The sequence below is a fragment of the Amphritea pacifica genome (assembly GCF_016924145.1).
Lineage (GTDB): Bacteria > Pseudomonadota > Gammaproteobacteria > Pseudomonadales > Balneatricaceae > Amphritea > Amphritea pacifica.
In genome coordinates, this window is record NZ_JAFFZO010000040.1 from 20600 (window position 1) to 45163 (window position 24564).

Here is a 24564-nt window from a genome sequence, read left to right on the forward strand (position 1 = left end):
ACTTTTAAGAGAGGATAATGACGTGAGTACTGTAAACATTACGGTTCCTGATATTGGTGGTTACACAGACGTAGATATTGTTGAGATCTGTGTAGCGGTTGGTGACACAGTGGTTGAGGGCGATTCCCTGATCGTTCTGGAAACCGACAAGGCATCGATGGAGGTGCCATCTACCCACGCGGGTACAGTGAAAGAGATTCTGGTTGAAGCAGACGGCACCTGTAACGAAGGCCAGGCGATTGTGGTGCTGGACACCGGCCTGGTAGTTGAAGAGGTTGCTCCGGTTGCTGAAGCGCCTGCGGCTGAGCCTGCACCGGCGGCAGAAGCACCTGCCGCGGCTCCTGCAGCAGCGCCAGCGGCCAGCGCGGTTGAGAAAGTTCTGGTGCCCGATCTGAGTGGTGCCTCCGACGTTGATGTGGTTGAGGTCCTGGTGAAGGATGGCGACACCGTTGCGGAAGGTGACTCCCTGATCGTGCTGGAAACCGATAAAGCCTCGATGGAAGTGCCTGCACCGAAAGCCGGTGTGGTTGTTTCTATGAAGATTAAAGAGGGTGATACCACCAACGAAGGTGACCACCTGTGTGATCTGCAGATTGAGGGCGCAGCCCCTGCTGCTGCTGCCGCGCCGGCTCCGGCTGCCGAACCTGCTGCGGCTGAAACGCCTGCGCCAGCCCCAACGGCGGGTGGCGTTGAAGATGTGCTGATTCCAGACCTGAGCGGAGCCACCGACGTTGATGTGGTTGAAGTGCTGGTTAAGGATGGCGACACCGTTGCCGAAGGTGATTCCCTGATCGTGCTGGAAACCGACAAAGCGTCGATGGAAGTGCCTGCCCCGAAAGGTGGTGTGGTTAAATCCATGAAGATCAAAGAGGGTGATCAGGTCAACGAAGGTCAGTTGCTGATGCAACTGGAAGTGGCTGGTGGGGCAGCGCCTGCACCGGCCGCCGCTGCGGCTCCAGCACCTGCGGCAGCATCTGCACCGGCTGTACCTGCTCCGGCGAAAGCGGCAGCTCCTGCGCCAGCGGCGAGTGGCAGTGTTGATCGTGAAGCCCTGGAGAAGAAAAACAAAAACGTTCATGCTGGACCGGCAGTACGTGCTACGGCTCGTGAGTTCGGTGTTGATCTTGCTCTGGTATCCGGTACTGGTCCTCGTGGGCGTATCCTCAAAGAGGATGTTCAGGCCTACGTTAAAGGTGCCCTGAAACAGCTGGCCGAGAAACCGGCTGCTGCAGCGGTGACCGGCGGTTCGGGTATTCCTGCGATTCCTGAAGTCGATTTCAGCCAGTTCGGTGAGATCGAGATGGAGAAGATGTCCAAGATCCACAAGCTGACGGCGGCCAACATGTCCCGCTGCTGGCTGAACATCCCCCATGTGACTCAGTTTGATAAAGCGGATATCACTGATCTGGAAGCGTTCCGTGCCGAGATGAAAGACGAAGCTGCCCGTAACGGAGTGAAGCTGACGCCGCTGCCATTCATGCTGAAAGCGATTGCGATTGCCCTGAAAGCGCATCCGAAGTTTAACGCTTCACTGCATGCCGATGGTGAACACATTGTTTACAAGAAGTATGTCAACATCGGTATGGCGGTTGATACCCCGAATGGCCTGATGGTGCCTGTCATCAAGGATGCTGACAAGAAGAGTATCTACGAGCTGTCACTGGAAGCGGTTGAGCTGGCGGGTAAGGCCAAAGATCGTAAGCTCAAGCCAACCGAGATGCAGGGCGCGTGCTTCACCATCTCAAGCCTGGGCGGTATCGGCGGTACTGGCTTTACGCCAATCGTTAATGCCCCTGAAGTGGCAATTCTGGGTGTTTCTAAAGCGGATATCGAACCGCGCTGGAACGGTAAGGAGTTTGAACCCCGTAAGATGCTGCCACTGTGCCTGTCTTATGATCACCGCGCGATTAATGGCAGTGATGCGGGTCGCTTCCTGACCTACCTCAACCAGCTGCTGAGCGATGTCCGTCGCATGGTGATGTAATCCGGATTTGTCCGTGATTACCTGAATTCCGGTGACCCAATGCCTTCGGGCGGCAGGTTACCGGAGGTTCGGTGGTAAAACACCGGGCCAGATACGGCAGTGTGCAGGCTGTCGTATCAACCTTATCTTTTATAGTTTCCATGGTTATTCTTGTACCCATGACTCAAGCCTCTACTCATTATTGAGCAGGGGCTTTTTTTTGATCCGCGATTGCGATATCGCCCCTGGTACCCGGGGCGATCATCACCACCGAGGACACAGAGGTCCACAGAGAAGGACTTTTTAAATAAATCTACCTGGAGCGCTTAGCATGCCGGGTACCAGCAGCAATGTTTTTATCGCCCCAGGATGGGGCTCCTACGGAGTGTGATGTGTTGTAGGAGCCCTCTTGCTACCAGGACGATTGTTACCACCGAGAACACAGAGAAGAGCGTTTAAATGACCTGCCCGGTGCGCTTAGCATGCCGGGTACCAGCAGCAATGTTTTTATCGCCCCAGGATGGGGCTCCTACGGAGTGTGATGTGTTGTAGGAGCCCCTTCCAGGGGCGATCGTCAGCAGGCACAAATTAAACATAATTGCCGCGAGGTACCCAAAGGGCATACCAGCGCGCCTCCCACAAGGTAAATTGGATATCGCCATCCTCATCTGTAGGAGGGCATGCTAAAAGGGCTCCTACAAGGGGAAATCAGATTTTGGTACCTTTGTAACAGGGGCTGGTGGCAGAGATTTGAGGGAAAGATTTGTGGGAGGCGCGCCCCCGCGGCGATAAATCCATCAGCAGGCACAAGCTAAAAATAATCGCCGCGAGGCCTCAGGGTGGCTCCTTCTGTAGGAGCCCTCTGGGTACCAGGGGCGATCATCACCACCGAGGACACAGAGGTCCACAGAGAAGAGCTTTCTAAATAAATTTACTCGGTGCGCTTAGCACGCCCATTGGGTACCGGTGCTAGGTTTTATCGCCCCGGGACGGGGCTCCTACGGGGTGGGAATGTGTTGTAGGAGCGGCGTCCCGCCGCGATAGATTTTATCGCCCCTGGTACCCAGAGAGCATGCTAAAGGGGCTCCTACAGGCAAGAATCCATGCTCTTCCTGACTTCGGACAAGCGAAGCGCTCGGACCACGGACTTCGGCTCTTCAGGCTTCGGCTCTCAGGTCATCCTATGGTAATATCTCCGCCATAATATACCGCTCGGTTTGGTCGGGATAAATTTCGCAAATGCAGCATTAAGGCTGGTATAATTTTGGCCAGATAAATTGCTGCAAAAGGATACTCAGCACATGAAAGTTACGGTTTTTGGTATAGGTTATGTAGGTTTGGTTCAGGCGGCGGTCCTGGCTGAGGTCGGTCATGAGGTTTGCTGTGTTGATGTGGATGCGCAGAAGGTTGAAAACCTTAAAAATGGCATTATCCCGATCTATGAACCCGGCCTGACACCTCTGGTGCAGTCAAACTACGAAGCTGGTCGTCTGCTGTTTACCACCGATGCTAAAGAAGCCGTTGAGTTTGGTGAGCTTCAGTTTATCGCCGTGGGTACACCCCCGGATGAGGATGGTTCTGCCGATCTTCAATATGTTCAGGCCGTGGCAAAAACCATCGCCACCTATATGCCCGGGCCGCGCATTGTGATCGATAAGTCCACCGTGCCCGTGGGGACCGGTGATAAGGTCAAAGCAACCATCGCCGAAACCCTGGCTGCCCGTGGTGCTGAGCTGGAATATCATGTGGTCTCCAACCCTGAGTTCCTCAAAGAGGGGGCGGCAGTCAGTGACTGCATGCGTCCGGACCGGATTGTTATCGGGACCGACAGCGATCATGTTAAAGATGTGATGACTGAGCTTTATGCGCCCTTTAACCGCAACCACGACCGCATCATCTTTATGGATGTGCGCAGTGCAGAGCTGACTAAATATGCAGCCAACTGCATGCTGGCCACCAAAATCAGCTTTATGAATGAGATGGCCAATATTGCGGAGATGGTAGGCGCAGATATCGAAAATGTCCGCAACGGTATCGGCTCTGATGAACGGATCGGTTACCACTTTATCTATCCCGGTTGTGGTTATGGTGGTTCCTGCTTCCCGAAAGATGTTCAGGCACTGGTGAAAACCTCTGAACAGATCGGTTACGATTCTAAAATTCTGAAAGCAGTTGAAGCGGTAAATGCCAAACAGAAAACCAAACTGTTTGAACTGATAAACCGTCACTTTAACGGAGATATTGCCGGCAAAACGGTTGCGCTCTGGGGTCTCTCGTTCAAACCGAAAACCGATGATATGCGCGAAGCGTCCAGCCGGGTGCTGATGCAACTGCTCTGGGAAGCGGGTGCGAAAGTGCAGGCCTATGACCCGGAAGCGATGGAAGAAACCCAGCGTATCTTCGGTTCCCGCGCCGATCTGAACCTGATGGGCACCAAAGAAGCCGCCCTGAATGGCGCAGATATGCTGGTGATCTGTACCGAATGGCAAAGCTTCCGGGCACCGGATTTTGATCTGATCAAAGCGCAACTGGCGGAACCGGTTATCTTCGATGGCCGTAACCTCTATGATCCGATACGTTTAGCAGACCGGGGCTTCAGCTACTATGCGATAGGCCGGGGTTTGTCCATTAAACAAGACTAAAATCGGCACGAGGGCGTATCTCCTGCAGAGTTTCATTTGCCTGTGTGGGAGCGACGCCCCCGTCGCGAAAAATCCTGACTTGTAGGAGCCGCTTCCAGCGGCGATAATTAGCCCATCTTAAATTCTTATCCTTCCGGGCTAACATCAATATGAAGCTAACCTATCTCGTCACCGGCGCTGCCGGCTTTATCGGCAACTTTGTATCAGAGCGCCTCTGTCAGGCAGGGCATAAAGTGATCGGGCTGGACAACCTGAACGATTACTACGACCCCGCATTGAAGGAAGCCCGTCTGCAGCGGCTGGAGCAGTACCCAGAATTCAGCTTTGTAAAACTGGATCTGGCTGACCGCGAAGGGATGGCTGCACTGTTTGCAGAGAGTGGCTTCGACCGGGTTATCCATCTGGCGGCTCAGGCCGGGGTGCGTTATTCACTGGAAAATCCATTTGCTTATGTTGATTCCAACCTGACCGGCATGATGACCATTCTGGAAGGCTGCCGTCAGAACAACGTAAAGCATCTGGTGTATGCTTCATCCTCCTCGGTGTATGGCATGAATACCAAAATGCCGTTCTCCACCGCCGACGGTGTTGATCATCCTGTGTCATTGTATGCCGTCACGAAAAAGTCCAATGAACTGATGGCGCACAGTTATTCGCATCTCTACGGTATCCCCACCACCGGCCTGCGTTTCTTTACTGTTTACGGTCCCTGGGGACGTCCGGATATGGCGCCGTTCCTGTTCACCAGCGCGATCCTCGAAGACCGTCCCATCAAAGTGTTCAACCACGGTAAAATGCTGCGCGACTTCACCTATGTGGATGATATAGTTGAAGGGGTAATCCGTATTCAGGATGTTATCCCTCAGGCGGATGAAAACAATCCAAGAACCAGCCCCGACAGCAGCAGTGCCCCCTACCGGGTATTCAATATCGGCAACAATGAACCGATCGAACTCAGTCGCTTTATCGAAGCGATCGAATCAGCCGCGGGCAAAACCGCGAAAAAAGAGTACCTGCCGATGCAGCCCGGTGACGTTCCCGCGACCTATGCTGATATCGACAGTTTACAAGACGCCGTGGGATTTAAGCCCAGCACCACCATCGAAGACGGTATGCAAAAGTTTGTGGAATGGTATAAAGGGTTTTACAAGGCTTAAGGTATTTTCATCTGTAGGAGCCCCGTTGGCATGCCCTCTGAGTACCCGGGGCGATAAGATTTTAAAGAAGAGCGGTTTTACCACAGAGGACACAGAGGTCCACAGAGAAGAGCTGTTTAATAAATTTACCCAGTGCTCTTAGCACGCCCTTTGGGGATCCATCGCGAGGTTTTATCGCCCCTGGAAGGGGCTCCTACGGAGGAGGATGTATTGTAGGAGCCCCGTCCCGGGGCGATAAGATTTTAAAGAAGAGCGTTTTACCACCGAGAACACAGAGGACCACAGAGAAGAGCTGTTTAATAAATTTACCAAGTGCTCTTAGCACGCCCTTTGGGTATTTAAGGGCGATAATTAAAAATAATCGCCGCGAGGGCGCGCCTCCCACAGGGGGGGGGGCTCTCAGACTCCAGGGCAAGAGAAGCGAAATAAGGTTCCTACAGGGGAAATCAGATTTTGGTAACCTTTATGGTGGCAGGGGCTTGTGGGAGGGACGCCCTCGTCGCGATAAATCTATCAGGTGGCACAATTTAAAAATAATCGCCGCGAGGTACCCAAAGGGCATACCAGCGCGCCTCCCACAGGGTGTGCTCTCAGACTCCAGGGCAAGCGAAGCGAAATAAGGTTCCTACAGGGGGAATCAGATTTTGGTAACCTTTATGGTGGCGACTTTTTGATGACAAGGTATGCCACAAAGAACAAGGATGTTCATATGATTACGATAAAACACCACGGCGCAACCTCAGGCGTCACTGGCTCTTGCCACGAACTGGTTTTAGACAAGCAAAGCAGCGTGCTGATCGATTGCGGCATGTTCCAGGGCGAAGAGGCTTCAGGTACTGAATCGGATAATCTCAAGCTCGACTTCCCTGTAAGCAACGTTAAAGCACTGTTTATCACCCACTGCCATATCGATCATGTCGGGCGAATCCCTTCGCTGATGGCAGCAGGTTTTAACGGGCCTGTCTACGCATCCAAAGCGACGGCCCGGTTATTACCGTTAGTGCTGGAAGATGCGCTGAAGATCGGTGTTACACGCAATGCAACCTTAATCCGCCAATTTCTCAATCTGCTGTCACAGCAGGTCCAGCCGGTAGAGTATAAACAGTGGCATCCGGTTGAATCGGTAGAGGGGCTGAGATTTCGCTTTAAGCCCGCCGGTCACATTCTGGGGTCAGCCTATATCGAGTTTGAGTGCAGCGTCGATAATACAAAAGAGATTATCCTGTTCTCAGGAGACCTTGGCGCTCCCTATGCCCCGTTACTTCCCGCTCCGCAAGCGCCCTGGCGTGCCGACCGGCTGATTATAGAAAGCACCTATGGCGACAAACTCCATGAAAACCGGCGTAACCGGCGCAAACAGCTTGAGAATATTATCGCCCATTGTCTGCAAGATGCGGGCACGGTGCTGATTCCGGCATTCAGCATCGGCAGAACGCAGGAGTTGCTCTACGAGCTGGAAGATATTATCCACCGGCAGAAAGGCACCGCCTGGGAAAACATCGATGTGATCGTCGATTCGCCCCTGGCCGCTAAATTCACTCAGCATTATCGAGAATTGAGCACACTCTGGGATGCTGAGGCAAAAACACGCAAGCAGCATGGGCGCCATCCGCTGGCCTTTGAACAACTGATCACAATAGATTCACATAGCCAGCACCTGAAACTGGTGAACTACCTCAAAAGCAGTGGTCGACCAGCCATTGTCATCGCTGCCAGCGGTATGTGTGCGGGTGGACGGATTGTTAACTATCTTAAAGCGCTTCTGCCTGACCCGCGGACGGAGGTGCTGTTTGTCGGCTATCAGGCCAAAGGTACACCCGGGCATGATATTCAGAAATATGGGCCAGCTGGTGGCTATGTCTATCTTGATAACGAAAAGATCGATATCCGGGCAGGGGTGTATACCATCAGTGGTTATTCAGCCCATGCCGATCAAAAAGATCTGATCAGTTTTGTTAAAAGAATGCGTTACAAGCCTAAAGAGATCCGTATCGTCCATGGGGATAAAGAAGCGAAGCGGGTGTTGAAAGCGGAGTTAAAAAAGATCACGCCAGAAACCGAAATCATTATTCCTTAATAGCGATGGTTTCATCGCGGAGGAGAATGTGTTGTAGGAGCCCCGTCCCGGGGCGATCGTTACCACCGAGAACACAGAGGACCACAGAGAAGAGCTGTTTAATAAATTTACCCGGTGCGCTTAGCACGCCGGGTACCAGCAGCAATGTTTTTATCGCCCCAGGATGGGGCTCCTACGGAGTGTGATGTGTTGTAGGAGCCTCTTCCAGGGGCGATCGTCAGCAGGCACAAATTAAACATAATCGCCGCGAGGCCTCAGGCTACCAGGGGCGATAAACCATCGCTGTTAGAAACAGCTCCTACAGGCAAGAATCCATGCTCTTCCTGACCGCGGATAAGCAAAGCGCTCGGACTACCGAGCTCGGCTTTTATGCCCCCGGCTCTTAAGATGAAGTGAGATCTGCCCTAAGGCTAAAATCACCACAAACGTGGTGGCATTGGCTGGTATCTGCAGATTAAAGTCGACTGTTGAATGAATCGCCAGGGCGATAATCGCCATGGTGGCGCTGAAAGCTAGGCCCCGCATCAGGGGATTACGGCGTTTTATCTGCGCTCTGATAGCAGAGATAAACACCAGTAGAACAGCCAGCAGTAAACAACCGGTGACAATTACACCGTAATCACTGGCAAACTCAAAATAGTCGTTATGGGCATGGTCATAAAAGATGCTGCCGACATCATACTCCCGATAGGCTGGGAAGTTGGTGTAATAGGTTCCTGCACCACTGCCGGTGAACAGGTTGTCCTGTATCGCTTGCAGAGTGTAAGTGTTTACTTCGTCACGGGTTTCCGAATTTTCAGAGGTGTTCTCTAAACGCTCGACAACTTTATCTACTCCAAAAAATGTGCCGACCACAAAGATATCGATAATAATCAGGCTGCTGATCAGAATAATAGTCGCTTTGGTTGACCTACGGCTGAGTATCAGCGCCAGAACACCGGCAATCGCCAGACTGGAAAAGAACGCGCTGTTGCCCATGCGGGAGTGGGTCATCACCAGTCCGGCCACCATCATCACCAGAATAATCCGCAGCCGGGCTTTATTACCCAGCAGTGTGGTCAGTGTCCGGCGAAAGAAGTCCCGCCAGTTTGCCGAGCGCACGCCATCCAGCGTCGAAATCATCAGCCCTATGCCTACCGACAGCGTCAGTTCAAGATAGCCCGCCAGGTGGTTGCGGTTGACAAAGGTGCCGGTGGCCAGGCCCCGGTAATGTTCTTTTTCCACAAAGAACAGATATTCAACGCCTGTCAGAGTCATCATGCTGCCATAAACGGCCTGAAACAGACCACTGCCGACCAGTGCATAGCAGAGCAACCTGATGCGTCGCTTGCTGCGCACCAGTAAGGTGGTGAGGCAGAACAGGCCCACTAAGGCACAACCCAGCAGGGCATCCTGCAGGGTGGTTGCGGCATCAATGGTGATATTAAACAGCACCTGCAGCATGGCCCATAAAGGGGCACATAGTAGCAGCGCGGCAACCGGCAGGCTTTTGAGAAAAGTGGGTGTCAGGTTGATGCGCTGGCGGATAAATAACAGCAGCCAGACAATCGCGAGAGTAAATACAGCAAAGCAGAGCAGGCTGACAGCCCAGGGTTTATTGCTGCCCAGAGGCAGGGGAATCCAAACCAACAGGGCCAGTAGACTATAAAACAGCGAGGTGTCTTGTGTGTCAGAAACGGAAGATCTGTGTGAAGCGGTAGAGCTGTTCAACGCCTGAGTCCTTGCAGCCGATAATCCTGAGTGTACTAGCTGATCTGTAAGCAGGAGATTCTACCGCAAATACAGTCTCAGGCTATAGAAACAGAAAAAACAGATAGAAAAAGATGCTTCGCGCGTTAATTAGGGACATAAATAAGAAGCGATGGTGTGTTTCCAGTGAACTATTGGTTTTAAGAGCAGTTTTACCCCACAGTACCCAAAGCGCATGCTAAGGGCGCAGAGATCCACAGAGAAGAGCTTTTTAAATGAACCTACCCGTTGCGCTTAGCAGCCGGGTACCAGCAGCAATGTTTTTATCGCCCCAGGATGGGGCTCCTACGGAGGAGGATGTGTTGTAGGAGCCCCTTCCAGGGGCGATAAGATTCTAAAGAAGAGCTTTTAGTAAGAGCGTTTTACCACAGAGGACACAGAGGAACACAGAGAAGAGCTTTTGTCATAGCTATCTTATCCTCAGTGTTCTCTGTGTTCTCGGTGGTGAGTGATCTTTTTGGCTGTACCACAGTACCCAAAGGGCATGCCAAGGTCACGAGAAGGGCTTTTGTTATAGCTATCTTTCCTCGGTGTACTCTGTGTTCTCGGTGGTGAGAAATCTTTTTAGTACCCAAAGGGCACAGTGATCCGCAGAGAAGAGCTTATGTGTAAGAGCGGTTTTACCACAGAGGACACAGAGGAACACAGAGAAGAGCTTTTGTTAGAGATATCTTTTCCTCGGTGCTCTCTGTGTTCTCGGTGGTGAGTGATCTTTTTGGCTGTACCACGCTACCCAAATGGCATGCTAAGGGCACGGAGGTGGCTTTGGGGTAAGAGCGGTTTTACCACAGAGGACAAGGAGATCCACAGAGAAGAGCTTTTTAAATGAACCTACCCGTTGCGCTTAGCAGCCGGGTACCAGCAGCAATGTTTTTATCGCCCCAGGATGGGGCTCCTACGGAGGAGGATGTGTTGTAGGAGCCCCTTCCAGGGGCGATAAGATTCTAAAGAGGAGGGCGTCACTACAGCACCCAAAGGGCATGCTAAGGGAACAGAGATCCGCAGAGAAGAGCTTTTGTGTAAGAGCGGTTTTACCACAGAGGACACAGAGAAGAGCTTTTGTTAGAGATATCTTTTCCTCGGTGCTCTCGGTGTTCTCTGTGGTGAGTAATCTTTTTGGCTGTACCACAGTACCCAAATGGCATGCTAAGGGAGCGGAAGTCGACAGAGAAGCGCTTTTGTTACAGCTATCTTATCCTCGGTGCTCTCTGTGTTCTCTGTGGTGAGTAATCTTTTTGGGTGGATTTACCACAGAACCCAAAGGGCATGCCAAGGTCACGAGAAGGGCTTTTGTTATAGCTATCTTTCCCCCCGTGCTCTCTGTGGTGAGTCTGTTTTTGGGCTATGAACAAAAAAAAGCGCTGAAAAGCGCTTTTTTTAGGGTGTGATATCGCCGGTGATCAGCTGGGGCTGCCAGTGCCGCCGCCAGCGCCGCCACCATTATTACCGAATGGCGGAGGTGTAACCGGGTTGCCGGTTTGTCCGGGTGCAATACCCAGGCCCTGGCCATTACCCTGACCGTTACCATTACCACGGCCCTGTCCGTTGCCGTTACCCGCAGCGGTTGCCGCCAGTACGTCGGTGGGGCTCACATTGGCAGCCAGTGCAGACTGAGTGACAACATCAGCTGAGATACCCGCATTATTAGCAGCTGAACCGATGGCAGCCAGTGCATCCGCATCCGCTGAATACACGCTCATTGCAGCGGTCAGAATAGCCTGTTGCTGTTCTGGAGACTCAGCGTTAGCCAGCATATTCTCGATAGCCGCAGAAATTTGCTCAGGTGTGGAAGCGTCCTGAGTAGCCTCCTGGATTTGACTAATGATGGTGTCATTAGCGTCAGCGAAGGCAGGGTACAACGGCAACAACATCCCTGCTACAACACCAATAATTAAACGGCGCATAGTAGCGTGCTCCTTGTTATGGCCATAAAGACCGAAACTATTTAGTGAAAGAATAGGATGATTCTAACAACCACTGTCGCCAGATGTAAACAAAATTTGCGGTTGTACATTGAAAAAGAGTAGAATTATTACTGCTTTTTTGTTGCGCTGCACAATGGTGATGGTCGTTAATATATCAGTAACGCAAATAGTGTAAAAATGTAAAAAAGTCACAACGCGATCAGGGATTTACGGAGATATCAGTCGCGTTTTACGGAGCAGGTCAGGGGTTGCAGGCAGATGAACATCAGCGTCACGCAATATGGTACTGTCGCTCGTAAGCGGCGGTTATTAAACAATCATGAGTCACTTGCATTCTGGGTACAGCACTTTGCTGACCTGGTGATTGTCTGTGGTACGCTGTTCTTTTTTACCTTTCTCAAAGTAGGCGATGTGCCGGCCAACTACCGTTTGTTAGCGGTGGTGGCGCTGCTGTGTGTCTGGATTATCTACCGCCGGCGCGGCGTTTATCGTCAGTCGCTGGGCTTTTATAAAAGCGCACTGCGGCTGCTGGCCGCCTGGTTTCACGTGTTACTGCTGTTGGCGCTGGTGGGTTTTGTCACAAAAAGCGGTGAAAGTTTCTCCCGCGAAGTGCTGATAGAGTGGGCCATATCCGGCTATATCCTGCAACTGATCAGCATGAACCTGCTGAGCGCTCTCTATAAACGCTATAAAATCATGTTCTCCCGCGAACTGCCTGCACTGGTTATTGGCACCGGAGATATGGCGGTTAATCTGGTCAATAATCTTAACGGCAACCGCTGGCTGCCTGACCGGGTGATGGGCTTTATCCAATCCGATGATGACCCACTGCAGGACGATGAGGTGATCGATCTGCCCCTGCCTCTGTTAGGTGGGGCTGAAAATCTCAGACTGCTGATTAAAGAGTTCAAAATCCGGCGGGTTTATGTGGCACTGCCGGTGGCCGAATCCGATATTATTGAAGCCCTGCATATCGATCTGCTGGATATGAATGTCGATGTTATCTGGGTGCCGGATATCTTCGGCCTCAGCCTCCTCAACCACTCCATCCGCGAAGTCGCGGGTATGCCTTTGATCTCCCTCAATGAAAGTCCGATGACCTCCCGCCGCAGCCACATCATGCTGAAAAGCGCCATGGATAAAGTGCTGGCCGCCATCGCACTGGTGGCATTCAGCCCCCTGATGCTGATTATCGCCATCCTGATCAAACGGGAGTCCGAAGGGCCGGTATTCTTTAAACAGGACCGCCACGGCTTCGATGGCGAAATTATCAAAGTGTGGAAATTCCGCAGTATGCGCCTGCATGATGATAAAGAGGTCAAACAGGCCACTAAAGGCGATTCCCGGGTGACGAAAATCGGTGCTTTTATCCGTCGCACTTCCATCGACGAATTACCGCAATTTATCAATGTACTCCAGGGCACCATGTCACTGGTGGGCCCAAGGCCCCATGCCGTGGCTCATAACGATTATTACTCCGACAAAGTCAATGCCTACCTGGCCCGTCACCGGATTAAACCGGGTATTACTGGCCTGGCGCAGATCAGTGGTTATCGGGGGGAAACCGAAACTCTGGATAAGATGGAAAAACGGGTCGAGTTTGATCTGACGTATATCAATAACTGGTCGTTGAGTCTGGATATTAAGATATTGATTAAGACGCCGTTGAGCCTGATTTCTAAGGATATTTATTAACTTTTATGGAAGAGGTTTTTAGGGTTTTTACTATTTTAAAACCTTCACTCAGCCAGTTTTTGATATCAGAGAGAGTAATCGTTCTTATATCAAAAAAAGATTTTTATGCTTTATGTTAATGGCTTAATTGAGGCAGAGTTGATAGTTTTTTGGACTATTGTTGGCGGTTTTATAAGTATTTTTAATTGAAATGGCAGTTATTAATGAAACTGTATAGGTTGAATGTTTAGGTGTTAATGCTTTTGAATTTGTTTAGATATTGAGTTGTCAATCATATTGTTTTGATTGGGAAGGAATTTTGCGAACTTTATCGCGCCTACCTTGGTTAGATATACATAGGGAAAGCAATGTTTTTTAATAATAACCAGAAAATAAAAAGCTGGAGGGATTTTGCCTGGAGTGTACGTGGAGTACAGGAAAAAATCCTAAACTGTCTGGATGATTACCCGGATTCAGTGCTCGTCACCGGCTGTCAGCGCTCAGGCGGAACCATGCTTGCACGTGTCATTACGAATAGTGACGGAATGATGAACTATTGGTTTAGTAATGATGACGAACTAGATGCAGCTCAGATACTCTCAGGGAGAGTAGAGCATGAACCGCGAGGACGGTATTGTTTCCAGACAACCTATCTTAATGAGCGGTACTCTGAGTATTTCGAACATCAAGGGCAACGTATCGTCTGGTCGTTACGAAATCCGCATTCGGTAGTTTATTCGATGGTATACAACTGGAAACGTTTTGCCTTGAATGAACTTTTTCTCCAATGTGGATTCGACCAGATGGATTATCGAGATAGAATTCGGTTTCAAAAGTTTGGTATCTTAGGAGTTCCTCCTATTCGCCGTGCAGCCTATGCTTTTAACGGAAAAATTTCCCAATTGTTTGACTTGAAAGAGAACTATCCTGAAGGCCAGTTAACTGTTCTGGACTATGATACTCTTGTCATGAATAAAAATACACTTTTGCCATTGCTGTATGAACGCATCGATGTTGATTATAAACCTGAGTATGCTGAAGCAATTAGTGAGCGTAGTCTTAATAAAAAGAATAGCTTAAAACCAGATGAAAAAGAAATTGTTGAGTACTTGTGTATGCCCGTATATGAAGCTGCGTTAGAGCTCATAAACCTGAAGTAAACGTATTTTATTCTGTAGTAATAACTTACAGAACAATACCAAGCAGAGTGTCGTTAAGTAAGTGGTTATTGTTTTTATTTATCTTAAATACACGTTAACTTCAGAATTGCGGTGGATAAAACCTTCAACATGCGAGGATATTAAACGATGAACTACGAACTTTCTCCGAATTGGCGAACACTTTACATCTGTTCGGCTGCACGTTGCGGCTCAACAATCACGGATATGTTTATTGGGGGGCATAGTCAAGCTGCTTCATTAGGAGAGGTTAATTTACTGGGGAAAGCGATATCACTTCAGCAAACGTGCTCATGTGGAGCTAATGTACCTGATTGCGCATATTGGAATCTTGTTTATCAGGAATTGGCAACTAGTATGGGGGTTGATATTAAGGCTGACCCCTATACATACAGTCTTTGGGATGCATTGGCAGTAACTGTTGTTGATAAGAGAAAACAAACTTCAAGCTATAAAATGGCTGTCTATTTACGCAAGGTTTGGTTGGAAATGAGATATCGTACAGGTAATAAGTTACCGTTGTTGAATTCTCAGATTAAAGCTCTGAAAAATAAGTTGTTTTTATATGATGCGGTCGCACAAAAATGGTGTAAAAAAGTGATAGTAGATTCATCTAAAAACGCACGAGAAGCTGTTGAGTTGAATAAGATGGCACCAGGGAAAGTTAAAATTGTACTAATTTCTCGTGATGGTCGGGGGGTTTATCACTCCCGCAGAAAAAGCCATTTTACACAACGCAAGAGCTTAAAGGGGTGGATGAATTACTACAAACGGGCTCAGCCACTTTTAGAAAAAGAAGTTGATCCAGCTGACCTGCTAATAATTAGGTATGAAGATTTGGCCGCTAAGCCAAGAGAAGTTGGTAATAAATTGTGTGAATTTATTAGTCTTGGCTTCGAAGAAAGTATGCTTAATTTGGGAGCTGCAACTCGTCACATCGTAAATGGCAATGACACACGTTTATCTGCAGATAAAGGGATACAACTGGATGAAAAATGGCGATCAGAATTGATGGATGATGAGCTTGAATACTTTATTCGCTCAGGAGGTGAAGAGTTAAATCAGAGATTAGGTTATATGTGACGTTTTTAAGGATATGCTTTTCTCATACAGCCCATATACCTATGGGATGAGACTGCTAAAGTAATTTCTTAACCTTATTTCTTTGCTTACTATACCGTCATTTAACTTATGGTCCACAAAACACAATGAAAATGCTTTATGTAACTGAAGACCGCTATCCTCCTTTTCGTGCTGATGTGGTTGAGCTTTTTGCAAAACAACTCCCCGCACATGGTCATGTGATTAACTGGGTTATGCAGCGAGGCCCGGACGCTCATGGAGAATCATCGCCAACTCAGTGGCTTGGAAACAAGGTGTATCTTACGCCTCGGGGCAAAACAGGCGGAGTAGTTGGTCGTATCATCAATAACTTTCTGGGGGTTGTAGGAGACTTGATGATATTGCCGCTCGCTTTGCGTGATCGCTATGATGTCATTCAAGTTAGGGACAAGTTCTTTGCTGGTCTTGTAGCGTGTATAGCCGCGCGGCTCACAGGTGCTAAATTTGTGCATTGGATGTCGTACCCTTTCGCTGAATCCAAACTTTACCAAGCAGAGAACCGACTTGTGCCTCACCATCGGTTGATATGGTTAAAGGGACATTCGATTCGTCTGTTGCTCTACAAGATAATCCTTCCTCTGGCCGATCATGTTTTCGTGCAGAGCGAACGGATGAAAGAGGATGTTGCCAGTGAGGGTGTACCTTTGATCAAGATGACCTCCGTCCCAATGGGAATTCGGGAGGATCAGGTTGGTCAGGCTGAGGATGCACGGGTACCGGACTCTACTTCTCCCGTATTACTGTACTTGGGTATCATTCTTAAATTACGCCAAACTGAAATGTTGGTACGTGTACTCGACAAGGTAAGGGATAAGTTCCCAGGTGCGCAGCTAGTTTATGTAGGCGAAGGCCAATTACCGGGAGACCGGCAGGCCGTTGAGGACGAGATGCATCGTCTTGGGCTCTCCGAAGCGGTGACTATTACAGGTTTCTTGTCTATGGAAGAGGCCTGGGATTACGTTCGTGATGCCGATATCTGTTTTTCCCCTTTTTATCCAATTCCTGTGTTGCTCTCTACATCACCGACCAAACTTATTGAGTATATGGCTATGGGCAAATGCATTGTAGCCAATGAGCACCCGGAGCAATGTCAAGTGATGGAGGCGAGTGGGGTAGGGCGCTGTATTCCTTGGAGTGAAGAGGCCTTCGCGGATGAGGTTTGTCGACTTTTAGCTGATCCGGAGGCTGCGCAGCAAGCAGCGGCACAAGGTCCTGAATGGGTGCGAATCAATCGTACCTATGAGGTCATTGCAGAAGAAGTTAATAGTGTTTACAAACGAATCCTCGGACAGGAATGATAATACGCTATGGAAAGACTATATTACATTTCAAACTGGTTATTTCGGCACAAAGTTCCCATATTGCCAAGGATTCTGATGCTGTTGATACGTGCAGTGTACCAGTCATACATTCCTTACAAAGCCCAAATAGGAAGCGATATTTCTTTCGGCCATGCTATAGGAATTGTGATCGCGCCTCGTGCAGTGATTGGCGAGCGATGCAGGATTCGTCATCATGTAACTATCGCAGACGGTAGAGGTGGTGCGGCTCGGATTGGAGACGACGTTCAGATAGGTGCCGGTGCATTCATTCGGTATAACCTGACTATAGGTAATCGGGTTCGCATAGGCGCAAATGCCGTGGTGGTAGAGGACGTGCCTGATGATGCAACCGTTGTTGGAAATCCAGCTCGCGTAGTGTTGCTTAAAGGGCAACGCGTTGATAGTGAAACTTAATGAGTAGTCTTTATTCAGGGAACCGTTTCCGTAAAGCTCTTTGTGCATTCGTGTTCGGTCGTGCAGTACAAGGCATAGCTAGTCTTGTGCTTATCCTTTTGTTGGTGCGCTTGTTTACCTCAACCGATTATGGGGCTTACATGGTGTTGTGGGGGATGACAGAAATGATGGTACCTCTCAGCTCTCTGGGATTGCTGGAGGCTGTGAGGCGCTTTCTACCAGAACTCGCTGCACGTGGAACTGCCGACAGCGTAAAGTCTTTTGTTATGTGGGCATCGCTGATACGTGCAGGAATTCTCGTCCTGTGGTGCGGTGGATTAATGATCGGCTGGGAGACGTTTGCTGTTTGGCTCGGTTTTACTTTGGATCAAGCTGAGCAGGCATGGCTGGTGGTGGTTTTAGCGATATCGATTGTGGCCTTTCGTTATGTCTGTGAAATGTTGGAGAGTCTGTTGGAGCAGCGCTGGTCTCAGCTCGTGCGTTCCCTCCATCCGATTGGCCGGCTTTTGGGTTTAGTTTGTTTGGCTCTGGTAGGGCAGGTGACTCTGGCGTGGATGCTGTGGTTGGATGTGGTGGTGTCCCTTGTTTGTCTACTGCTGGCCGGGTGGGCTCTAACTCGAAAGCTTAATACTCTTACTGATATGGGCGACTACCAAGTAAAGGCGCGAGAAGTGGTGGAGTTTGCTTGGCATTTAGCCGGGGTCAATTTGATGCAGTCGACAGCAAGTGAGGGGGCACAACGTTTACTGATAGCGCGCCTTCTTGGGCTTGAAGCGGCAGGACTGTTTTCCTTTCTTCAACAGCTACAGACCATCGTTTCACGCTACATGCCCACTCAACTTCTCTCTAATATTCTTAGGCCGATGCTTATTTCTCGTCTGGCTGTGGGCGAGCCTCGCGTTGTCTCTCAGAGTTTGGCGCTGATGTGGAAGGGTAATCAGATTATCGTCCTGGCCTGCGTGGTTGGATTGATGGTAGCTGGAGACGAACTGGTGACACTACTTAGCAGCGGTAAGTATAGTGAGGCGGGCTTAGCGACTTTAATTTTATTCATAGGCCTTGGCGCCACCAGTCAGGGGCAAATCGTCAATATGGCAATGCAGATTCATGATAAGACGGGCGCACTCCTGAGGCAAAGTGTCCTGTTTCTGATTCTACCATTGGGAGCATGGTTGGGCTCTTCTCAGGGGGTGATTGGGTTTATTGCTGGTGTGGTAGTTTCACTTTGGCTCCGCAATAGCTTTGCTCTGTGGTGGATGCGGCGCCAAGGAATCGGTATTGATCTGGATAAAATGGGTATATTAAGCATGTTAATCTCAGGCGTGATTGCTTGCGGGACTGGCGTTTGGTTAGAGCATGAATTAAATCCATGGATATGTCTTCTGATCGCCCTACTTATATTGGTAGTAGGTGTTATCTTATTTCGGCCACTCTCTCGTGCGGATGGTGATTTGTTAATCCGTGTGTTCAAGAGCAATGGGCGTTTTCTTCAGCCGCTGATTCGGACGAATTAGAAATACAAACGATGGATATTTAATCTGTGAATTCGAGTTATCTTATTATCGCGGGCACTGAGAAGTCTGGAACAACATCGGTGTACCAATATCTTAATTCCCACCCAGGGGTGAGTGGTTCAACGCGGAAGGAGACCGACTATTTTCGCTCACAGCCGCCACACACTCAGGCTGCTTACAATGCTATGTTCCCTTCTGTAACGTCTGGAGGTTTGCGTATGGAGGCCTCTCCTGGATATTTGGCTGAGAGCAATATAGTGGCATCGGCGATAGCCTCGGTGGTGTCAGATGCAAAGATCTTGTTTATCCTGCGTGATCCTATCGATAGATTACTATCCAGCTTCGAGTTCCACAAAAGTCGCTTCTTTATTCCGCCTGATATGGAATTCGATGAGTACGTTGGAATTTGCATGCGTTTCGAGAGAGGGGAAATTAATTTAGATGAAGCTGGTCTTGGCGATTGGTTTCTTCGGGTCCCTGATGCTGGCCGTTATGCTAGACACTTGCAGGACTATGAAGAGCACTTTTCGAGTGAACAGATAAAGGTACTGACATTGGATCGGCTGCAAATTGATCCAAGCGCTTTTATGCGTGAAATATGTGAATGGGCAGGTTTGAGTGCCGAATTTTATGATGATTTTGAATTTGTTCGATCAAACGTGACATTTAGCCCCCGTCTTGTATGGCTACAGCGTCTAGGGTTAAGGGTTAATGAGACTATGGAGCCGTTCTTCAATCGTCACCCCTCTGTAAAGCGGGCTATGTTGCTCATTTATAAACGAATCAATGGCCAGAGAGTTGAAAAATCACAAATGTCAGCTGCTACAGCACAGCTGTTGTTGGACTATTACGAAGCTGATGTAGAGGCTCTTTGTTTACGTTTCGGTTCAGATGTAGTGGAGGCGAGAAATTGGCTAAAGAAGCATCGCAGAGTTAGCGACCAGTCCCTTGGTCATGTTCCAGGGTACATAGCAAACAAAGGAAATGCACCTTGAAAACAAGAATTCTTCATATCATTAATGGCGACTTATACTCTGGTGCAGAGCGCGTACAGGATCTGCTCGCGTTGCGCCTTCCAGAATTCGGTTACGATGTGGGATTTGCGTGTGTTAAGGAAGGCAAATTTCCAAAGATGCGAATGGCAAAGGAGGCCCCTCTTCATTTGGTTCCAATGAAGTCTCGTTTTGATTTGGGTATCGCTTTCAGTTTAGCACGTAAAATACGAGATGAAGATTATGCGTTGGTGCATACACATTCACCCCGAGCTGCACTAGTTGGACGGGTTGCTTCCTTTTTGGCAGGTGTGCCGATGGTTCATCACGTCCACAGTCCGACTTCACGAGATACTGAAGATCCCCTTCGTAACCGTATTAACACTGTGATAGAACGCTTTAGTCTAACAGGTGTTAAACGCCTGCTTCCTGTATCGAAGAGCCTTGAGCGATATTTAAAGAGTCAGGGGATATTGTCGGGTAAAATTCGAATGGTTGCTAATGGGGTGCCCACACCGGGCCAGTTGCCAGTACGTGAACCGCCCAGAACTGAATGGGTTATCGGTAGTGTAGCGCTATTCAGACCACGTAAGGGGTTAGAGGTACTTGTCGAAGCTATTGCTCTCTTACGCGATAACGGAAGGTCCGTTCGCCTGCGAGCTGTTGGCCCGTTCGAAACGCTTGCGTACGAGAATGAAATCAAGTCTCTGGCTGATAGCCTTGGAGTGGCTGATAACATAGATTGGGTGGGTTTTACTCAGAATGTGAATTACGAGCTAACGAAGTTAGATGCTTTTGTTCTTCCTAGTATGTTTGGTGAAGGTATGCCTATGGTGATCTTGGAGGCTATGGCGATGGGAGTGCCTGTTGTTGCATCCGATGTCGAAGGAATACCAGAAGTGCTGGAGCAGAGTTGTACGGGATTGATTGTACCCCCTGGAGATGCGAATGCTCTGGCAATTACGCTGGATGACCTAATAGGGGGGCGCTACGCTTGGGCTGCAATGCGAAAGGCAGCATACGGCAAACAGAGTTTGCTTTTTTCTGATCGAAGTATGGCCGAAGGTGTTTCAAAGGTTTATCAAGAGATACTGGGGTAAGTTCGTTGCTATTTATTCTGTTTGAGGGTGGCAATGTTTGATGTGGTTTTTTTGGGGAGGGGGGGATGTTTTTTGATCGTGTGAAAGTATTGCTGTTTGACTTGTCAATTTTCAATACCACTCTTAAAGAATCATCTAGTGATCTGATTGAGGCCGCAAGGTGTGGTTTTAAACAAAAAGTCTTTTTTGTGAATGCGCACTGTATCAATGTGGCAGTAAAGGATGCCAGTTACAAGGCTGCTCTTCAGGATGCAAGTATTCTGTATGCAGATGGGAGTGGCATGCGCTTGGCAGCCAAGATTTACGGGGAGTCACTCAGAGATAATGTTAATGGCACTGATTTATTTCCAATGTTGTGTCGCGATGCTGCAGCCGCAGGAGTGAGTATCGCTTTGTTGGGTGCCAAGCCCGGGATCGCAGAGCGTTGTGCGCAACGTATGCAAGAACAGTTTCCTGGGCTACAAATTGTCTGGACGCATCATGGCTATTTACGTAGTGAACACACTCAGTCAGTTATAGAGTCTCTAAACAATAGTGGTGCAAGTATGCTTTTTGTTGCTATGGGAGTGCCGGCACAAGAGCTGTGGATAATGCGCCATGCTGATGAACTAAAAGCTTCAGTTATTTTGGGTGTTGGGGCGTTGTTTGACTTCTATTCAGGTGAAGTAAGTCGTGCGCCTTTGTTCTTGAGAAAACGAGGCCTTGAGTGGCTATACCGTTTCTTACTTGAACCTAAAAGAATGTTTTCACGTTATATTATCGGCAATCCGCGGTTTATTCTTCGTACGTTGTTGATGAGGAGAAGGCATTGACTGAGTCGAGCTCTTAACGAAGATCTGTGTATATAGCCTTTTCCTTATCAAAGGGAACTCTATTTTCATAATAATCTGTAATAGGTATGAGTAACTCATTACAGCTAGATAATTATCAATTAGAAACGTTATTTTAAGGGATTATCATCAGCCCAGATCATGATCAGCCTCCAGTCCTGTATGGGTGAGCCTGAATTACTACAATTGATCTGTGGCAGGTTAGATCCATAAATGGGTTGTTTGGGATTGAATTTACGATGTTTGAGTTACTTTTCTATTTAGGTTTTTTCTTGGCGGCATTGTTGGCTGTCGTGACTGTTTCTGTAGTACCGACTTCATGGACTCTGCAAGCCGTGATTGTAGGAGGTTTTCTCTTTTTAGGGCCAATAATCTATTTTACTGGAGTAAACCAAATTTCCTGGGTCTTTTATCTGGCTACGGCCTTGTTAATTTTCAGGCTGAGCTTTGTCGCTGGCAGGAATAAAAACCTGTCATTGGGTATTAGTCGTCCGCCGGGTTTTGTCCTGTTGATTGGTTTCTTTTTGTTTTCAACAGCTTTCTTTTCGATTATGGTTCAACCGAAATTTGGAGAGCTACTTGTTTCATCACGTTGGTATTTCTTTGTTTGGCCGGTGATGTTGGTATTCATGGCCTCTGAGTCAAGTCACTACACAATTGAACGAGTTTGGAAGTTATTGATGCTTGTTAGTTTGCTGCAACTGCCAATGTCTTTGTTTCAGTATTTTGTGGTCGCAAGAATTAGCACGCGTTCATCGCCTTGGGATGCTGTTGTGGGAACTTTTCCCGGCCATATGGATGGTGGCGGGCAGAGCGCGGCTATGGCCGTCTTCCTTTTAATCATAGTTCTTCTCTCGTTTGCTCTTCAACGCGAAAAATATATAAAGCGAAAGTACCTGGCTGCCCAAGCAATTTGCTGTCTTATCACCATAGGGTTGGCTGAGGTAAAGGCTGCGGTGCTGTTAATGCCTGTTGTCGCTGTACTGTTTTATCAGCGAGAAATTTTTCGGCGTCCAATCCAAGGTATTCTACTAACTTTAGGAGCCATAGGATTGGTAGTAGTACTTTTTCAAGCATATGAGGCACTTCATTACTCTTCTGAGGAGACTGCTCGTTTCTCGAAATACAATGTTCATAAAACTACGCTTGAGCGTGTCATGGATGCGCTTGATCCAGAGAATGAAGCAGAGTATTTAGGTCAGATAGGAAGGGTAACCCATTTGATAGTCTGGTGGCGTGAACACATAGAGTCTAATGATGTACTTGGCATGCTGTTCGGTCACGGTATAGGTTCCACTGAGGTCACAAATTTTTCTTTGGGTGAGATTGCAGCAACTTATCCTTTTGCTATGGATGTGACTTCAACCACCATTTTGTTATGGGAAACAGGCCTGTTTGGACATATGATATTTGTGGTCATACTATTTTATGCCTCCTTACTTTCTTCTAGGTTATCTCGTAACATTTCCATTCCAGAGTGGCACAGAATTGTTTTGAGGGTAGGAGCTGTTGCGCTCTTGTTGCTGATTATCACATTGCCTTACAAAAATTTCGCTTTGCGATCGTTTCCAATCTCTCTTTTAATGATGCTATTACTTGGTCAGACAGCCTACTGGTGGCGGATGGTTCGGCTAGCCCCGCAGGCTATTAAATGAAGGTGTAAGTAAATGGGGAAAAGCAGAAAGGAATATTGCCGCTTCTGTAAATGACCCTGTAATTAATTCTGTGTAACTGCCAGGGTTAAATGTAATCCGTTAAACGGTCTTCAAATTCAATCATAAATCGGTTCAGGGCAGCCTTCCAGTTTCTGATGGGCATTGTCCATTTTTTGGAGGCATCCTGAATCGCCAGATAGATCACTTTTCGCGCCGAGTCATCCGTTGGAAACAGTTTCCGTTTTTTAATAGCCTTACGGATAACGCTGTTCAGTGACTCAATGGCATTCGTTGTATAAATAGCCTTGCGTATGTCTTGAGGGTAGTTGAACAGTGTGTTCAGGTTTTCCCAGTGTGTACGCCATGAACGGCTGATCTGGGGGTATTTATCGTCCCAGCGTTCAGAGAACCGTTCCAGCGCCTGCCGCGCTTCTTCTTCAGTGACGGACTGATAGATTTGCTTGAGATCAGCGGTAACGGCCTTGTAGTCCTTCCACGGAACGTACTTAACCGAGTTGCGAACCATGTGGACGATACAGAGCTGGACCTGTGTATTGGGAAAAGCGGTATTGATCGCATCGGGAAAGCCTTTCAGGCCGTCGACACAGGCGATGAGTATGTCTTTGACGCCTCGGTTCTGAAGCTCCGTCAGGACGTTCAGCCAGAACTTGGCTCCCTCATTTTCAGAGAGCCACAGGCCTAACTGTAAACCTCCCCTAATTAGTTACACGTATAATTAGAGTTCACGACCCTGTAATTAATTCTGTGTAACTGCCAGGGTTAAATGTAATCCGTTAAACGGTCTTCAAATTCAATCATAAATCGGTTCAGGGCAGCCTTCCAGTTTCTGATGGGCATTGTCCATTTTTTGGAGGCATCCTGAATCGCCAGATAGATCACTTTTCGCGCCGAGTCATCCGTTGGAAACAGTTTCCGTTTTTTAATAGCCTTACGGATAACGCTGTTCAGTGACTCAATGGCATTCGTTGTATAAATAGCCTTGCGTATGTCCTGAGGGTAGTTGAACAGTGTGTTCAGGTTTTCCCAGTGTGTACGCCATGAACGGCTGATCTGGGGGTATTTATCGTCCCAGCGTTCAGAGAACCGTTCCAGCGCCTGCCGTGCTTCTTCTTCAGTGACGGACTGATAGATTTGCTTGAGATCAGCGGTAACGGCCTTGTAGTCCTTCCACGGAACGTACTTAACCGAGTTGCGAACCATGTGGACGATACAGAGCTGGACCTGTGTAT

General features: G+C 48.6%; 17 protein-coding genes and 1 pseudogene. 14 read left to right on the forward strand and 4 right to left on the reverse strand.

What is annotated here, in order from left to right:
• The first annotated feature begins 22 nt into the window (after positions 1–22).
• The 4 genes from aceF (at position 23) to JW499_RS18905 (ending at position 7839) form a co-directional block, all read left to right on the forward strand.
• Positions 23–1984, forward strand: coding sequence for a dihydrolipoyllysine-residue acetyltransferase (aceF, locus tag JW499_RS18890; protein WP_205212047.1), 1962 nt, complete (start codon positions 23–25; stop codon positions 1982–1984).
• A 1280-nt stretch (positions 1985–3264) separates the two neighbouring features.
• Positions 3265–4605 (forward strand): UDP-glucose dehydrogenase family protein, encoded by a 1341-nt coding sequence (locus JW499_RS18895; RefSeq protein WP_205212048.1) that lies wholly within the window; start codon positions 3265–3267, stop codon positions 4603–4605.
• Between the two features lie 149 nt (positions 4606–4754).
• Complete coding sequence (locus JW499_RS18900; protein ID WP_205212049.1) at positions 4755–5762, forward strand: NAD-dependent epimerase; 1008 nt, start codon at positions 4755–4757, stop codon at positions 5760–5762.
• 709 nt (positions 5763–6471) lie between these two features.
• Complete coding sequence (locus JW499_RS18905) at positions 6472–7839, forward strand: MBL fold metallo-hydrolase RNA specificity domain-containing protein (protein WP_205212050.1); 1368 nt, start codon at positions 6472–6474, stop codon at positions 7837–7839.
• 351 nt (positions 7840–8190) lie between these two features.
• On the opposite strand, the gene JW499_RS18910 is transcribed toward JW499_RS18905, so the two are convergent.
• Both JW499_RS18910 and JW499_RS18915 read right to left on the reverse strand, forming a co-directional pair.
• Positions 8191–9549, reverse strand: coding sequence for an O-antigen ligase family protein (locus tag JW499_RS18910; protein WP_205212051.1), 1359 nt, complete (start codon positions 9547–9549; stop codon positions 8191–8193).
• 1439 nt (positions 9550–10988) lie between these two features.
• Complete coding sequence (locus tag JW499_RS18915; protein WP_205212052.1) at positions 10989–11492, reverse strand: hypothetical protein; 504 nt, start codon at positions 11490–11492, stop codon at positions 10989–10991.
• A 279-nt stretch (positions 11493–11771) separates the two neighbouring features.
• Here JW499_RS18915 and JW499_RS18920 point away from each other — a divergent pair, with 279 nt between their 5' ends.
• The 10 genes from JW499_RS18920 to JW499_RS18965 all read left to right on the forward strand — a co-directional run bounded on the left by JW499_RS18920 (position 11772) and on the right by JW499_RS18965 (position 23314).
• Positions 11772–13208 (forward strand): undecaprenyl-phosphate glucose phosphotransferase, encoded by a 1437-nt coding sequence (locus JW499_RS18920; protein WP_205212053.1) that lies wholly within the window; start codon positions 11772–11774, stop codon positions 13206–13208.
• Positions 13209–13555: 347 nt separating this feature from the next.
• Positions 13556–14347 (forward strand): hypothetical protein, encoded by a 792-nt coding sequence (locus JW499_RS18925; protein WP_205212054.1) that lies wholly within the window; start codon positions 13556–13558, stop codon positions 14345–14347.
• Positions 14348–14494: 147 nt separating this feature from the next.
• Entirely contained in the window at positions 14495–15448 is a 954-nt protein-coding gene (locus JW499_RS18930; RefSeq protein ID WP_205212055.1) for a sulfotransferase, read from the forward strand.
• A 125-nt stretch (positions 15449–15573) separates the two neighbouring features.
• A complete protein-coding gene (locus tag JW499_RS18935; RefSeq protein ID WP_205212056.1) occupies positions 15574–16785 on the forward strand; it encodes a glycosyltransferase in 1212 nt (403 codons plus the stop codon).
• A 9-nt stretch (positions 16786–16794) separates the two neighbouring features.
• Positions 16795–17223 carry a serine O-acetyltransferase gene (locus tag JW499_RS18940; RefSeq protein ID WP_205212057.1) on the forward strand — a complete coding sequence of 143 codons (429 nt, stop codon included), beginning with the start codon at positions 16795–16797 and terminating at the stop codon, positions 17221–17223.
• Complete coding sequence (locus tag JW499_RS18945) at positions 17223–18737, forward strand: lipopolysaccharide biosynthesis protein (protein ID WP_205212058.1); 1515 nt, start codon at positions 17223–17225, stop codon at positions 18735–18737. The genes JW499_RS18940 and JW499_RS18945 overlap by 1 nt, the downstream gene beginning before the upstream one ends.
• A gap of 26 nt (positions 18738–18763) precedes the next feature.
• Positions 18764–19732 carry a sulfotransferase domain-containing protein gene (locus JW499_RS18950; RefSeq protein ID WP_205212059.1) on the forward strand — a complete coding sequence of 323 codons (969 nt, stop codon included), beginning with the start codon at positions 18764–18766 and terminating at the stop codon, positions 19730–19732.
• Positions 19729–20829 carry a glycosyltransferase gene (locus JW499_RS18955; protein WP_205212060.1) on the forward strand — a complete coding sequence of 367 codons (1101 nt, stop codon included), beginning with the start codon at positions 19729–19731 and terminating at the stop codon, positions 20827–20829. Before JW499_RS18950 ends, JW499_RS18955 begins: the two co-directional genes overlap by 4 nt.
• 65 nt (positions 20830–20894) lie before the next feature.
• On the forward strand, positions 20895–21641 hold the full coding sequence (locus JW499_RS18960) for a WecB/TagA/CpsF family glycosyltransferase (protein WP_205212061.1): 747 nt from the start codon (positions 20895–20897) through the stop codon (positions 21639–21641).
• 257 nt (positions 21642–21898) lie between these two features.
• Entirely contained in the window at positions 21899–23314 is a 1416-nt protein-coding gene (locus tag JW499_RS18965; RefSeq protein ID WP_205212062.1) for a hypothetical protein, read from the forward strand.
• An 85-nt stretch (positions 23315–23399) separates the two neighbouring features.
• Here JW499_RS18965 and JW499_RS18970 read toward each other — a convergent pair.
• Positions 23400–24017: pseudogene (locus tag JW499_RS18970) on the reverse strand (IS256 family transposase); the annotation flags it as partial.
• Positions 24018–24094: 77 nt separating this feature from the next.
• A partial coding sequence (locus JW499_RS18975; RefSeq protein WP_205212063.1) for an IS256 family transposase occupies positions 24095–24564 on the reverse strand: 470 nt, incomplete at its 5' end.